The sequence below is a fragment of the Paracoccus shanxieyensis genome (assembly GCF_009711265.1).
GTDB lineage: Bacteria > Pseudomonadota > Alphaproteobacteria > Rhodobacterales > Rhodobacteraceae > Paracoccus > Paracoccus shanxieyensis.
The window spans coordinates 1-12,894 of the sequence record NZ_WMII01000017.1 but is presented as its reverse complement, the minus strand read 5'-3'; the positions used below and the strand labels follow the sequence as shown (position 1 = coordinate 12,894).

Annotated in this window: 12 protein-coding genes and 1 pseudogene; 8 read left to right on the top strand and 5 right to left on the bottom strand. The window is 64.8% G+C overall.

All coding sequences use genetic code 11. From position 1 onward, the window contains the following. Positions 1-16 precede the first annotated feature (16 nt). Genes GL284_RS16155 through ferA form a run of 3 tightly spaced genes read left to right on the top strand, consistent with a single transcriptional unit; the run spans position 17 to position 2,750 of the window. Positions 17-1,363 carry a TldD/PmbA family protein gene (locus tag GL284_RS16155; RefSeq protein WP_155045683.1) on the top strand — a complete coding sequence of 449 codons (1,347 nt, stop codon included), beginning with the start codon at positions 17-19 and terminating at the stop codon, positions 1,361-1,363. Continuing rightward, positions 1,350-2,147, top strand: a complete 798-nt coding sequence (locus GL284_RS16150; RefSeq protein WP_155045682.1) for an inositol monophosphatase family protein — start codon at positions 1,350-1,352, stop codon at positions 2,145-2,147. The genes GL284_RS16155 and GL284_RS16150 overlap by 14 nt, the downstream gene beginning before the upstream one ends. Positions 2,148-2,204: 57 nt before the next feature. Then, on the top strand, positions 2,205-2,750 hold the full coding sequence (ferA, locus tag GL284_RS16145; protein ID WP_155045681.1) for a flavin reductase FerA: 546 nt from the start codon (positions 2,205-2,207) through the stop codon (positions 2,748-2,750). Positions 2,751-2,757: 7 nt separating this feature from the next. On the opposite strand, the gene GL284_RS16140 is transcribed toward ferA, so the two are convergent. Genes GL284_RS16140 through GL284_RS16125 form a run of 4 tightly spaced genes read right to left on the bottom strand, consistent with a single transcriptional unit; the run spans position 2,758 to position 6,812 of the window. Further along, positions 2,758-3,408, bottom strand: a complete 651-nt coding sequence (locus tag GL284_RS16140) for a PqiC family protein (RefSeq protein WP_155045680.1) — start codon at positions 3,406-3,408, stop codon at positions 2,758-2,760. Position 3,409: 1 nt separating this feature from the next. Next, a complete protein-coding gene (locus tag GL284_RS16135) occupies positions 3,410-5,479 on the bottom strand; it encodes a PqiB family protein (protein ID WP_155045679.1) in 2,070 nt (689 codons plus the stop codon). A gap of 8 nt (positions 5,480-5,487) precedes the next feature. Beyond that, positions 5,488-6,135 (bottom strand): paraquat-inducible protein A, encoded by a 648-nt coding sequence (locus tag GL284_RS16130; RefSeq protein WP_155045678.1) that lies wholly within the window; start codon positions 6,133-6,135, stop codon positions 5,488-5,490. Then, positions 6,132-6,812: a paraquat-inducible protein A gene (locus GL284_RS16125; protein WP_155045677.1), complete on the bottom strand. Its 681-nt coding sequence runs from the start codon at positions 6,810-6,812 to the stop codon at positions 6,132-6,134. The genes GL284_RS16130 and GL284_RS16125 overlap by 4 nt, the downstream gene beginning before the upstream one ends. Positions 6,813-6,951: 139 nt before the next feature. Here GL284_RS16125 and GL284_RS16120 point away from each other — a divergent pair, with 139 nt between their 5' ends. The 5 genes from GL284_RS16120 (at position 6,952) to GL284_RS16100 (ending at position 12,749) form a co-directional block, all read left to right on the top strand. Then, on the top strand, positions 6,952-7,737 hold the full coding sequence (locus GL284_RS16120; protein ID WP_155045676.1) for an OmpA/MotB family protein: 786 nt from the start codon (positions 6,952-6,954) through the stop codon (positions 7,735-7,737). Between the two features lie 69 nt (positions 7,738-7,806). Next, the gene (locus GL284_RS16115) at positions 7,807-9,141 is read left to right on the top strand and encodes a flagellar hook protein FlgE (protein WP_155045675.1); all 1,335 of its coding nucleotides are present in this window, start codon (positions 7,807-7,809) and stop codon (positions 9,139-9,141) included. A gap of 37 nt (positions 9,142-9,178) precedes the next feature. Further along, the gene (gene flgK / locus GL284_RS16110) at positions 9,179-10,639 is read left to right on the top strand and encodes a flagellar hook-associated protein FlgK (protein WP_155045674.1); all 1,461 of its coding nucleotides are present in this window, start codon (positions 9,179-9,181) and stop codon (positions 10,637-10,639) included. A 221-nt stretch (positions 10,640-10,860) separates the two neighbouring features. Next, positions 10,861-11,649: a flagellar hook protein gene (locus tag GL284_RS16105; RefSeq protein ID WP_196216799.1), complete on the top strand. Its 789-nt coding sequence runs from the start codon at positions 10,861-10,863 to the stop codon at positions 11,647-11,649. Beyond that, positions 11,649-12,749 (top strand): flagellar basal body P-ring protein FlgI, encoded by a 1,101-nt coding sequence (locus GL284_RS16100; protein ID WP_155045672.1) that lies wholly within the window; start codon positions 11,649-11,651, stop codon positions 12,747-12,749. Before GL284_RS16105 ends, GL284_RS16100 begins: the two co-directional genes overlap by 1 nt. Positions 12,750-12,775: 26 nt before the next feature. Here the strand turns inward: GL284_RS16100 and purU are convergent. Further along, a pseudogene (purU, locus tag GL284_RS16095) lies at positions 12,776-12,894 on the bottom strand (formyltetrahydrofolate deformylase); the annotation flags it as partial.

The following is a 12,894-nucleotide window of genomic DNA, read 5'->3' as shown; positions in this document are numbered from 1 at the left end:
CTGTTAAGGAATTCCCATGTCCGATGTCGCGCGCCTGCAATCCCTGACCGACCAGCTTCTGACGGCGGCGCGCCGCGCGGGGGCCGATCAGGCCGATGCCGTGGCGCTGGATGCGGCGGCGGTCTCGGTCGATGTGCGCGGCGGGCGGCTGGAACATGCCGAACGCGCCGAGGGTGTGGAAATCGGCCTGCGCGTCCTGCTGGGCGGCAGGCAGGCCTGCGTGTCGGGCTCGGATCCCGGCGCGATTGACGACATGGCCGCCCGCGCCGTCGCCATGGCCCGCGAGGCCCCGGTCGATGACCACCTTGGTCTGGCCGAGCCAGGCCAGCTGACGCAAGACACCGACAGCAGCCGTCTGGACCTGTTCGACGCCTCGCCCGAGCCCACGCCCGAGGATCTGCAGGACGCAGCCCTGCGCGCCGAAGCCGCCGCCTTGGCCGTGCCGGGCGTGTCGCAGGTCGAAACCGCCAGCGCCGGGCATATGCGGCGCTGGATGTGGCTGCAGGGCACGAATGGCCTGTCGGCAGGCTATGCCCGCAGCGCCCACAGCCTGTCTGCCGTGGCGATCACCGGCACAGGCACCGGGATGGAGCGCGACTGGGCGGGCGAGGGTCGCGTGCATCGCGCCGACATGCCCAGTGCGGAAAGCATCGGCCAGCTTGCCGGCGAACGCACCGTGGCGCGCAGCGGCGCGAAAAAGCCGCCGACCGGCGCCTTCCCGATCCTTTACGACGAACGCGTGGCGGCGGGCCTGATCGGCCATCTGGTCGGCGCGGTGAATGGCCGCGCCGTGGCGCGCGGGGCAAGCTGGCTGCGTGACGCGATGGGTCAGGCGGTGCTGCCCGCAGGCTTCGACCTGATCGAATTGCCGCATCTGCCGCGCTATGGCAATTCACGCCTGTTCGATGCCGAGGGGCTGGCGACCGCCGAACGCGCGCTGGTCCGCGACGGCATCCTGCAAGGCTGGACGCTGGATCTGGCGACGGGGCGCAAGCTGGGCATGGCCTCGACCGCCAATGCCTCGCGCGGGACCAGCAGCCCGCCCTCGCCGGGGGTGACGAACCTTGCGCTGGGGCAGGGCAGCGCCAGCCGCGACGATCTGATCCGCGACATGGGGCGCGGGCTGATCGTCACCTCGATGCTGGGATCGTCGATCAATGCGACGACCGGGGATTATTCGCGCGGCGCCAGCGGCTTCTGGGTCGAAAACGGCCAGATCACCCATGCCGTCAACGAATGCACCATCGCGGGCAATCTGCGCGACATGCTGATGCGGATCACCGCCGCGAATGACGCGCGCGACTGGCACGCCATGCGCGTGCCCAGCCTGCTTGTCGAAGGTATGACCGTTGCCGGCGCGTGACCTGACGCTGCTGCAGGACGCCGCGCGCGAGGCGGGCGACATCGCCCTGCGCTATTGGCGGCAGGATCCGCAGGCATGGGACAAGGGCGGCGGTGCAGGTCCGGTCAGCGAGGCCGATCTGGCGGTGAACGCCCATCTTGAGACGGTGTTTCGCGCCGCCCGTCCCGATTACGGCTGGCTCAGCGAGGAATCGCCCGATGAGCCGTCGCGGCTGGATGCGGCGCATTGCTTCATCATCGACCCGATCGACGGCACGCGCTCATTTCTGGATGGGCAAGAGGGCTTCTCGATCTCGCTGGCGATTGCCACGGGCGAACGCATCACGGCGGCGGTGGTGCATCTGCCTGCGCGCGGCCTGACCTATACGGCGGTGGCCGATGGTCCGGCGCTGCTGAACGGCGCGGCCATCGCGCCTGCCGATCATCCAATGCAGAATGCGACTGTGCTGGCGGGCAAGCCCAGTTTCGATCCCGCCTTCTGGCGCAACGGCGTGCCGGGCCTGCGGCGTGAATTCCGCCCCTCGCTGGCATGGCGGCTGTGTCTGGTGGCCGAAGGCCGCTTCAACGCCGCACTGTCGACCCGGGCGGCATGGGAATGGGACATCGCCGCAGGCAGCCTGATCGCCGAACGCGCGGGCTGCGTCGCGACCGAGCTTTCCGGCAGGCCGCTGCGCTTCAACCGCGCCAAGCCCCTGTCGGACGGCATGGTCGTCGCAGCGCCCGGCCTGCACGGCCAGTTGATCGCGGCCCTGCGCCCGCTGCCGTCAACCGGTTTTCCCGGCTGAACTTGATGCCCCCGGACCGCGCCGCTATGGTCACGGCGACAGATGAAAGGCCCCCGCATGAGCCGCATTCCCCCCGCGACCCAAGACCGGCTCGCCGATGCCATCACCTTTCACCCCGCCACGGCCGAGGCGCGGGTGCTGCGCGAGGCGCTGGGGCGCTTTGCAACCGGCGTGACGGTGGTGACGACACAAGGCGAAACCGGCCCGCTGGGCATGACGGCCAACAGCTTCTCCAGCGTCTCGCTGGAGCCGCCGCTGGTCCTGTGGTCGCCCGCCAAGGTCTCCAGCCGGCACGCGGTCTTTGTGGGCGCGGCGCATTGGTCGGTGCATGTGCTGGGCTCGGAACAGCTTGAGACCTGCCTGCGCTTCACGCGCGGCGGTCAGCAGTTCGACGGGCTGGAGCATGGCCCCAATGAGGAAGGCGTGCCGGTGATCCCCGGCGTCGCGGCGCGGTTCGATTGCGCGACCCATGCCGTGCATGATGCGGGCGATCACAGCGTGATGATCGGGCGGGTGCTGCGCGTCACCGTGGCAGGCCCCGGCGATCACCCGCTGGTCTTTGCCGCAGGCCGGTTCGGCCAGTTCATGCCGTCCGAAACCTGATCCGGGACTAGCCGTCCAGGGGCGGCAATGGCTGCGAAAAGATGTCATCCATGCGCGGCGCGCTGGATGAGGTGCGCACCGAATTGCCCGGCCCGCCCAGCACCGCGATCTGCCGCGCAAGCTGGGCAATCGCCTGTGACTGCGCGCGGGCGACGATGGCGGGCGTCGGCTCGGTCGTGCCCATCGGCACCGCGATATTGAAGCTGCGCGCCTGATTGGACCCGCCTGCACCGGAATCGCCCACGAAATAGCGGCCCGACAGGCGATAGATGCCATTGGCCTCGGCCAGCGCGGTTTCCACGCGCACCTCCAGCGTGCGGCGCGGCGGTTCGGCCAGCGGCCACGGCTCTCCGATGACGGTCGCGCCCGAGATGTCGGAAATCGTCCGGGCCAGCGTCTGGGTAAAGGCGCGCTGCGGATTGTCGGCCCACAATTCCTTGGTGTTCGACCGCACCGCGCCGTCGGCGGTCTGCCAGCTGACCTCTCCGGCATTGGCGTAATCGGGCAGCGACACATCCTTCAACTCGGTCGTGCCAAGCCGGTTGGCCAGCCGTTCGCCCGTCACGGGCGGGTCGATCAGGTAGCGCGCGGTCTTTTCGCCGTTGGAGCAGGCGGACAGCGTGGCGATAACCGCCGAGGCAATCAGGATATGGCGCATCTTACCGTCCCAGAATGAAGGCTTGCGGATTGCGTTCGATGGTGCGCGCAAGGCTGCCGAAGGCATTGGCCGCGCGGCGCATCTCGCGCATCAGGTTGATCGTCTCGGTGTTGAAATTCGAGCGGTCGCCATAGGCCGAGATGACCGATTCCGCGCGTGCCGCCAAAGCCTCAAGCCGGGCCGACAATTGCGGCAGCCGCTGCACCGAGGCCGACACGTTGTCCGCCGCCGTGCTGGCCGATTTCAGCGCCTGATTCAGGCTGCCCGCCGCATTGCCGTCGCGCAGATCGTTGAGCAGCCCCGAGGCCGCCTGCAGGGTCTGCGACAGGTTGCGCGGCAATTGCGCGGCATCGTCAGAGCCCAGCATGGCGCGCACATCCTTCAAAATGCCCTCGGCCTCGGTCGAGATCGCAGCGAAATCCACCTCGCCCACTTTGGCGGCGGCGGCGTCGATCTGTTCGACCATGCCCGGCACATCGGCAGCGGCCAGCTTCACCGCCTCGGCGGCGGCAGAGGCTTCGTCGATCATGCCGCGAATTTCACCGATGGCGCCGGATTCGCGCAGTTCGGTCGCGACCTGACGGATCTCTCCGGCAGCGCTCTGCGCGTTGTCCAGCGTGCCACGCAGCGCGCCGGGAATGGCGCGGGTGTCTTCGCTGCTGGCAAGCGCCGTGACCGAATTCATCATGTCGGTCGCGGATTTCAGCGCCTCTTCGATCGGCAGATTGCCGACGCGGGCAAGGAAGCCCTGCGCCGTGCCGGTGAAATCGGAAATATCGCCGGGGACCGAGGGGATGATCGGATTGGGCTGCGCCGTGCGGTCCAGTTCCGCCGGGGCGGCATCGGGCAGCTCGATCAGTTCGACCTCAAGCGAGGTGCCGAAGAAGCCCGCGCTGGCGATGCGGGCACGCAGGCCGCGATTGACCATATCGGCCACGAAATCCAGCGCCTGTTCCGGCGTGGGATCGCCGGTCATGCCCAGCCGGTCGGGGGTGACGGCCAGCGTCACCTCTTGTTCGACATGGTCCTGCCCCTGATCGTCCTTGACCACACGCGCCGCCAGATTGGTCACCCGCCCGATGGTCAGCCCCATGAACTGGACATTGGCGCCGGTCTCCAGCCCCTTGACGGATTCGTCGATCAGCATGGTCAGGCGCAGGGCATTCGCCTCGTCCGAGATCAGATTGGCCTCGGCGGTTTCCTGATCGGGCTGCAGGCGGAAGACATGGCCGTTTTCGACCGGCCCGCCACCCGAGCGCACGGTCGCAAACTCGGCCCCGCCCTGCAGCACCGAGGCCAGCGAATTCACGTTCAGCGACACACCCTGCGTGCCCAGCGACACCGAAAAGCCCGAGGTGTCCCAGAAAATGCTGTTCGTGGTCAGCAGCTTGTCATAGGGCGCGGGAATGAACACATCCGCCAGCACGCCTTCGTCATCATCGGCAAGACGCAGGTTCTGCATCTGTCCGACCGGCAATCCGCGAAACAGCACCGGCGCGCCTTCGGTCATGCCGCGCGACCGTTCGGTGGCCAACGTAATCAGCGTGCCCGGCTGGCCGAAACGCGACACCGGAGGCCGCTCGAGCCCCTGAAATTCTTTCGACATCTCGCCGGGATTGTCGTCCCAATACCCCTCGATAAAGGCGCCCGTCAGCACGGTATCCAGCCGCGAGATGCCCTGCGCCGTCACCTGCGGGCGGACGATCCAGAAGCTGGCATCGCTGTCGATATATTGCGCGACATCCTTGTCGACGCGGATATTCACCTCGACCTGCTGAAGGTTGCTGGTGAAGCGGACGGATTCGACCTTGCCGACGGTGATCTCGCGGAATTTCACGGCGGTTTCGCCGGGGGTGATGCCGGTTGCGTCCTTGAACTTGACCGAAATCAGCGTGCCCCGGCTGGCAATGGCGTTCCAGCCGACGCCAAGCGTCACGATCAGCGCGATGATCGGCACCAGCCAGACCAGCGACGATCCGGCCCGCGCTGCGGCACGGGCGGCGGGCTTGCGCACAGGCTCGGCCGGTTTCATGACGGCGTCCTTGCCATCGGTCGGGGGCGTGTCCGTCATCTGTCCGTTCAGTCCTTGCGGTTACGCAGCGGCAAGCCGCGCCAGATCAGCCTAGGGTCGAAGCTTTGCGCCGAAAGCATTGTGAACGCAACCGAAAGGGCAAATGATACCGCAGCCGGGCCGGGATGGATCGAGGCCACGAATCCCAACTGCACCAGTGCCGACAGAATCGCCACGATGAACACGTCGATCATCGACCAGCGCCCGACGAACTCGACGAATTCGTAAAGCACCAGCCGCCGATGCGCGACCTTGACCGTGGCCGGCCGTCCCGCCGCGCGGGCCAGCCATGCGATGGCCACGAATTTGCTGATCGGCACAACGATCGAGGCCACGAAGACGATCGCCGCAACGCCGTAATTGCCGTAATGCATCAGCTCGACCACACCACCAAGGATGGTGGATTCGCTGTTGCCCGCCAGCCCGCCAAAGGTCGAGGTCTTCAGCATCGGAAACAGGTTGGCGGGAATATAGAAGATGAACCCCGCGATCAGCCATGCCCAGACCGCGCCCAGCGACCGGCGATCCGGCGGGACCAGTTCAGAATGGCAGCGCAGGCATTCGGTCTGATCGGCAGGCCAGACCCGGCCACAGCTTCGGCAGCCGACCAGCCCGGCGCGATGCGCGGTCATGATGGGGGCGTGATGTTCGCTCATCCGGGGGTGTCAGCCGTGACTTCGCGGCCATCGGTCGCAAGCCCGCCATCCTCGATCGCGTCCCAGATGGTCGTGGCGCTGGTGAAGGCATTGCTGGCGGCGTTCACCATGATCAGCCCGCAAAACGCCCAGAAGGCCGGGCCAAAGCTGATCGTGGCCAGCCCGCCAACCTTGACCAGCGCAATGGCGGTGCCGATCACGAAGATCTCTGCCATGGACCAGGGGCGCAGGGTCTCGGACAGGCGAAAGGCGGGGACGGCGTGGCGAAACGGCGGGCGGTCGCGCGACAGGGGCAGCAGCGTATAGACCAGCAGGCAGGCGCGCACCACCGGCAGCCCGACGATGGTTGCCAGCAGCGCCACGGTCAGCGGCATCAGCACGCCATGCGAAAACGCCACCGCCACCCCGAAAAGCGAGGTTTCGTTGCCAAACCCCATGCGCGAGATTTCCAGAAACGGAAAGAACACCGCCCCCACCATCAAGACCAGCGAGGCAAAGGACAGCGCGATGATCCGGGTGAAAGCCCCCGCGCGCGGGCTGGCAAGCAGGTTGTTGCAGCGCACGCAGCGCGCGGTTTCGCCCGCCGCCAGTTCGCGTTCGATATGCAAGGCATCGCAGCGCGGACAGGCAATCAGCCCCGCGCCGGTCGTCAGATCATATGAGCCCTTGGTCTGCATCGCTACAGAATAGGGGCTGGCCGCGCGCGTTCAAGATGGCGCGGGTGTCGCAGAGCGATATACGCAGCATTTGAGGCATTAACTGGATATTAGCGCCGAAGGCTTAGACCCTGCCATGAAGCCAGCGAAAGGGCGACTCATGGCCAAGGGCAGCGCGCCGATCATCATCAAGAAGGTTCAGGGCGGCGGCGGTGGCGGTCACCATGGCGGCGCGTGGAAGGTGGCCTATGCCGACTTCGTGACGGCGATGATGGCGTTTTTCCTGCTGATGTGGCTGCTGAACGCGACCACCGAAAAGCAGCGGCAGGGCTTGGCGGATTATTTCAACCCGACGCTGATCCAAAGCACAACAGGCGGCGGCGACGGCGCTTTTGGTGGCCATGAACAGGACGCGACCACCAATACCGGCAAGGGGCTGGGGTCGTCGCGCGATGTCGAAGGCGGCACCGCGCGCAACGCGAAATTCGCCGAGATGGTCAAGCATATTCAGGATCAGCTGACCGGCAGCGGCGCCGAATCGATGCAAAAGACCAATTTGCTGCGTCATGTCGTGACCCGCATGACCGACGAAGGGCTGGTGATCGAACTGTCAGACCTGCTGGACGCGCCGCTTTTCGTCGGCGACAGCGCCCAGCCGACCCCGCCGATGCAGGAACTGGCCGGAATTCTGGCGCAGGTTCTGGGTCGGGTGAAAAATGAGGTCGCGATCTCGGGACATGTGCGGGCCTATCCGGAAATGCTGATCCATTCTCCGGTCTGGGCGCTGTCCGATGCGCGCGCCCATACCGTGCGCAACCTGCTTGAAGGGGCGCAGATGGATGGCAAGCGCATCCAGCGCGTCACGGCCTATGCCGACCGGCGCAATCGGTCCGTCAATCCGATGGATCCGCAGAACAACCGCATCGAAGTCATCCTGCTTAGATAAACGCCGCCGTTAGGGCGATCTTAACCCGCACCATGCAATTTGGTGCAAACGACTCGGATAGGAAACGCAATGTCGATCTCCTCTGCCCTCAGTGCCGGTGTGTCCGGCCTTGCTGCAAACTCGGCCCGTCTGGCTGGTATCTCGGACAACATCGCGAACTCCAGCACCTTCGGCTATAAGCGGGTGAATACCGATTTCGAAAGCATCGTCATCGGCGACAGCCGCGGTGCGGCGCGCTATACCGCTGGCGGCGTCCATGCCTCGACCAGCCGCGACATCAGCACACGCGGCAATCTGGTCGGCACCAGCAATGCGCTGGACATCGCCCTGACCGGCCGGGGGATGCTGCCCGTGATCAGCGCGAACCAGCTTGATGCAGCGCGCGGCGGGGATGTGTCGCTGATGATGACCCGGACGGGCGCGTTCCGCGCCGACGAAGAAGGTGTGCTGCGGACGGAATCGGGCCTTGTGCTGATGGGCTGGCCTGCGGATCAGAACGGCAACATCCCGAATGTCGCCCGCGATTCGACCGTGGGGCTGCAGCCGATCGTGCTGAATGCGAACGACACCTATGCCCAGCCGACCACCCGGATCGAGGTCGGCTTCAACCTGCCGGCGGAAGCGACGGTTGGCGGCGGGGCTGTGACGCCCTCGACCACGACGATCCAGTATTTCGACAATCTGGGCGCGCCGCGCAATCTGACCATGTCCTTTACGCCGACCGTGGGCGCGGCGGGCACGGGCCGGTCGAACAGCTGGACGGTCCAGATGCGGGATTCGGCGATCGCCGACGATGCCGGCACGCCTGCCGATGAATCGCTGATCGGATCCTATGAGCTGACCTTCGACGACGTGCCCGGCGGGCCGCTTGGTTCGGTCACCATGCTGTCGGGCGGTGCCTATGATGCTTTGACCGGCGATCTGACCATCAACGCCGCGCATGGTCCAATCACCATCAATATCGGCCAGACCGGCACCACCAACGGCCTGACCCAGATCAGCGCGGATTTCTCGCCCACGAACCTGACGAAGAACGGCGCGCAGGCCGGTGTGATGGCCGGGGTTGAAATCGACGAACAAGGCTATGTGCGCGCCACCTATGACAATGGCACCACGCGGACATTGTTTCAGGTGCCGGTGGTCGATGTCCCCAATCCCAACGGGCTGATCTCGATGGACAATCAGACCTACAAGATCTCAAGCGACTCGGGCGCGTTCTTCCTGTGGAATGCCGGGACCGGGCCGACCGGGGCCATCGCGGGCTACGCGCGTGAGGGGTCGACGACCGATGTCGCCGCCGAACTGACCGATCTGATCCAGACTCAGCGCGCCTATTCGTCGAATGCCAAGATCATCACGACGGTCGACGAGATGCTGCAGGAAACCACGAATATCAAACGCTGACGGAACGGGCGTCCGACGGCCAGCAAGGATGTGAAGCATGAGCCTTTCTTCGGCAATCTCGAACGCGCTGTCGGGCGTCACCGCCGCGACCCGCGGCACCGAGGTCGTTTCGACCAACGTGGCCAACAAGTCCGTCGCCGGATACGCCCGACGCGAGCTTGACCTGTCCTCGCGCGTTTATGCCGCGAATGGCGGTGGCGTGCATGTCGACGGGGTGCGACGGGCGATTGATGCGGGGCTTCTGGCCGATAACCGTTTGGCGCAGGCCTCCTCTGCCAGATCGGATGCCGTAGCGGCCTTTCATCTGTCGATGGAAACTGCGTTTGGCACCGCGAACAACAATGCATCGCTGACCAGCCAACTCAGCCAGTTCGATGCGGCGATCACATCTGCCACCTCGCGGCCTGACAGCGAGGTGCGCCTGAACGCTGTCCTGGAAACGGCGCAATCGCTGGCGGGCAAGATCAACGGCATATCGGACACGCTTTCGGCTGCCCGATTGACCGCAGACAAGACCATCGCGAAAAGCGTGCAGTCGCTGAACACCGCCCTTGAACGCGTTGCAGAGCTTAATCGCCAGATCACCGTCACCACGGCGCAAGGACGGGATGCGTCATCGTTGATTGACGCCAGACAGACCACGATCGACCAGATTTCGGCAATCGTGCCCGTGCAGGAGGTGCTTCGCGAAAACGGGCGGGTCGCATTGTTCACCAAAGGCGGCGCCACGCTGCTGGACGGAACCAGGCCGCTGACGATCGGCTTTACCGCATCGGGCACCATCACCCCTGACATGACCGCAGAAAACGGCGCGCTTTCCCTGCTGAGCCTGAACGGAGAGCCCCTTGACAGCGGCGAGATGGCGGCATTTTCCGGCGGCAGTCTTGCCGCCCAGTTCCAGATCCGCGACAAACTTGCCCCCGAATATCAGACACAGATCGATGCGCTGGCGCGCGACCTGTATCAGCGGCTGGCAGACCCTGCCGTCGATACCACCTTGACCGCCGGGCAGCCGGGTATCTTTACGGACTCTCAGGCAGCGCTCCTGCCAGCAAACGAACTTGGCTTTGCCGGACGCATTGCGGTTTCAAACAGCATCAGCCCGGATCAAGGAGGCGATCTCTGGCGTATTCGCACCGGGCTGAATGCGGCGGATCAGGGCAATGTCGGCGACAGCAGCACGCTTGTCCGTCTTGGTGCGGCATTGGCAGCCAGTCAGGCGCCGGCATCGGCGCAGCTTGGCACCACGCCGCGCACATTGCTGGGGCTGGCATCCGAACTTGCGTCAACCGCCGCGTCGGGCCGCCTGCGCAGCGAAACCGTGGCGACACAGGACCGAACGCAAGCCGACGGGCTTCGAACCGCGCTGCTGGCGCAAGGCGTCGACACCGACGCCGAAATGGAAGCGCTGCTTGCGCTGGAACGCGCCTATGCCGCCAACGCGAAGGTTCTGCAGACGGCAAATGACATGCTCGACCAAATCCTGAGGCTCACATGACCAACCTGAATTCCGTCAGCGATCTGGCCCGCTCGTATCAGCTTCGCGTCTCGCAGACATCGCTCAAGTCCAAACTGGAGGAGCTGAGTCGCGAAAGCACCACAGGCATCAAGGCCGACATTCCGCAGGCTTTGGATGGCGACCTTGACCGCATTAACCAGATCGAAGCGCGGCTGGTTCAGCTTGGCACGCATTCCAGAAACCTCGCCGAGGCGCAAAGCGTGCTGCATGGCATGCAGAACAGCATCGGTCAGATCCAGTCGCGGGCGGCCGCTACAGGCACGCTTCTGATGTCCGAGGCGCTGATTTCCTCGGACACCGCGCTGATGCTGCAGATCGACAAGGCGCCGGATGAAATGCGCGCTGTCCTGTCCGCGCTGAATGTCTCGGTGGGGTCGCGCTTTGTGTTTTCCGGGACGCGGTTCGATCAACCCGCAATTTCCGGCTATGACGACCTGATGGCGCAGGTCACCCTGGCTGTCGGTGGCAGCACCGATCCAGCAACGATCCTTGCGGCGATTGACGGCTATTTCGATGCGGCGCCTGGCGGTGGGGGGTTCATCGACAACGGATACCAGGGCAGCCAGACCGGCAGCAATTTTGCGTTGGTCGATACTGATCGCAAGTTGGGAACCGATATCAATGCGGGGTCAGACCAGTTGCGCGATGCATTGAAAGGTTTTGCGATCATCTCCTATGCGTCTCAGAACAAGGGACTGGGTGCGACGACCCTGCGCGAGCTTACCCGGGCGGCCGGCATGACTTTGGTCAACAGCGAAAACCAGCTGACGCTGGCAGCCTCGGCGATCGGTGTGCAGCAAGAAAGTGCGGGAAAGCTGTCGACCACGAATGAGGCAGAAAGTTCGGCACTGAAGATCGCGCGAAATGCGCTGATTGCGGCAGATCCCTATGAAAGCGCGGCGGCCCTGAAAGAGGTCGAGGCGAATATCGAAACGATCTATACGCTGACCGCGCGACTGTCGAAGCTTAGCCTGATGGACTATCTGTGATGCGCATTTTCTGGCTGCTGACGCTTCTTTTGCTGCATCTGGGGATGGCATCCGCGGCCCCCGTCCGGATCAAGGATCTGGCGAATGTCGACGGGGTCCGCGGCAATGACCTTGTGGGCTATGGACTTGTCGTCGGCCTGAACGGGTCCGGCGATAGTCTGCGCAACTCGCCCTTTACCGAAGAAATCATGGCCGGGCTGCTGGAACGACTGGGCGTGAATGTCACGGATGAGGCGTTTCGGCCCAAGAACGTCGCCGCAGTCATCGTGACGGCAACTCTGCCGCCCTTTGCGCGGTCGGGATCGCAGATCAACGTCAATGTCGCCGCGATTGGCGACGCGAAAAGCCTGCTTGGCGGGACATTGGTGATGACGCCGCTGAACGCCGCAGACGGAGAGATTTATGCCGTCGCTCAGGGTTCTGTCATTGCCGGAGGCGCCGAGGCCAGCGGCGCAGCCGCCTCGGTCGTGCAAGGCGTGCCGACCACCGGCACCATCCCGTCAGGCGCAAGGGTCGAACGCGAGGTGGCGTTCGATTTTTCGCAGATGACCTCTATGCGGCTGGCCTTGCGAAATCCGGACTTCACGACCGCCGCGCGGGTCGAAGCCGCGATCAATCGCGAACTTGGCAGAGGGCTGGCAAATCTGTTGGATTCCGGGACTATCGCGCTTGACCCTTCGGTGCTGGGTCAGGTCAATCCGGCCCGACTGATCGGGCGGATCGAAAACATCACGGTCGAACCGGAATCCGCCGCGCGGGTTGTCATCGATCACAAATCCGGCACGATCGTCATCGGCGAGAATGTTCGCATATCCCGTGTGGCGGTATCACAAGGCAATCTGACCTTGCGGGTTCGCGAAGCTCCGATGGTGTCTCAGCCGAACCCATTTTCGCCGGGTGACACGGTGGTGGTTCCGCGAACACAGGCTGAAATCACGCAGGAGCCCGGGATCGGCTTTGCCGAGGTATCGGGCGAATCGTCGCTTTCCGATGTTGTGGCGGGTCTGAATGCGCTTGGCATCCGGCCGCGCGACATGATCGATATTCTCAAGTCGATCCATGCGGCGGGCGCGCTGCATGCGGAACTGGTGGTGAACTGACATACATCTTGGGATGTCCCAGCCCCTCACCCCATGCGTTCGCTGGCATAGCTGCCGGGCGAGGCCGGGAAGATCACGGTCTTGTTGCCGTTCAGGAAGGCGCGGCGGTGGATATGGGCGTGGATCGCCCGCGCCAGAACCTGGC

Bases quoted from the DNA above. Each gene is read 5' to 3' on its own strand.
- GL284_RS16155 (WP_155045683.1), top strand. From the start codon at position 17: ATGTCCGATGTCGCGCGCCTGCAATCCCTGACCGACCAGCTTCTGACG.
- ferA (WP_155045681.1), top strand. From the start codon at position 2,205: ATGAGCCGCATTCCCCCCGCGACCCAAGACCGGCTCGCCGATGCCATC.
- GL284_RS16140 (WP_155045680.1), bottom strand. From the start codon at position 3,408: ATGCGCCATATCCTGATTGCCTCGGCGGTTATCGCCACGCTGTCCGCC.
- GL284_RS16135 (WP_155045679.1), bottom strand. From the start codon at position 5,479: ATGACGGACACGCCCCCGACCGATGGCAAGGACGCCGTCATGAAACCG.
- GL284_RS16130 (WP_155045678.1), bottom strand. From the start codon at position 6,135: ATGAGCGAACATCACGCCCCCATCATGACCGCGCATCGCGCCGGGCTG.
- GL284_RS16125 (WP_155045677.1), bottom strand. From the start codon at position 6,812: ATGCAGACCAAGGGCTCATATGATCTGACGACCGGCGCGGGGCTGATT.
- GL284_RS16120 (WP_155045676.1), top strand. From the start codon at position 6,952: ATGGCCAAGGGCAGCGCGCCGATCATCATCAAGAAGGTTCAGGGCGGC.
- GL284_RS16115 (WP_155045675.1), top strand. From the start codon at position 7,807: ATGTCGATCTCCTCTGCCCTCAGTGCCGGTGTGTCCGGCCTTGCTGCA.
- flgK (WP_155045674.1), top strand. From the start codon at position 9,179: ATGAGCCTTTCTTCGGCAATCTCGAACGCGCTGTCGGGCGTCACCGCC.
- GL284_RS16100 (WP_155045672.1), top strand. From the start codon at position 11,649: ATGCGCATTTTCTGGCTGCTGACGCTTCTTTTGCTGCATCTGGGGATG.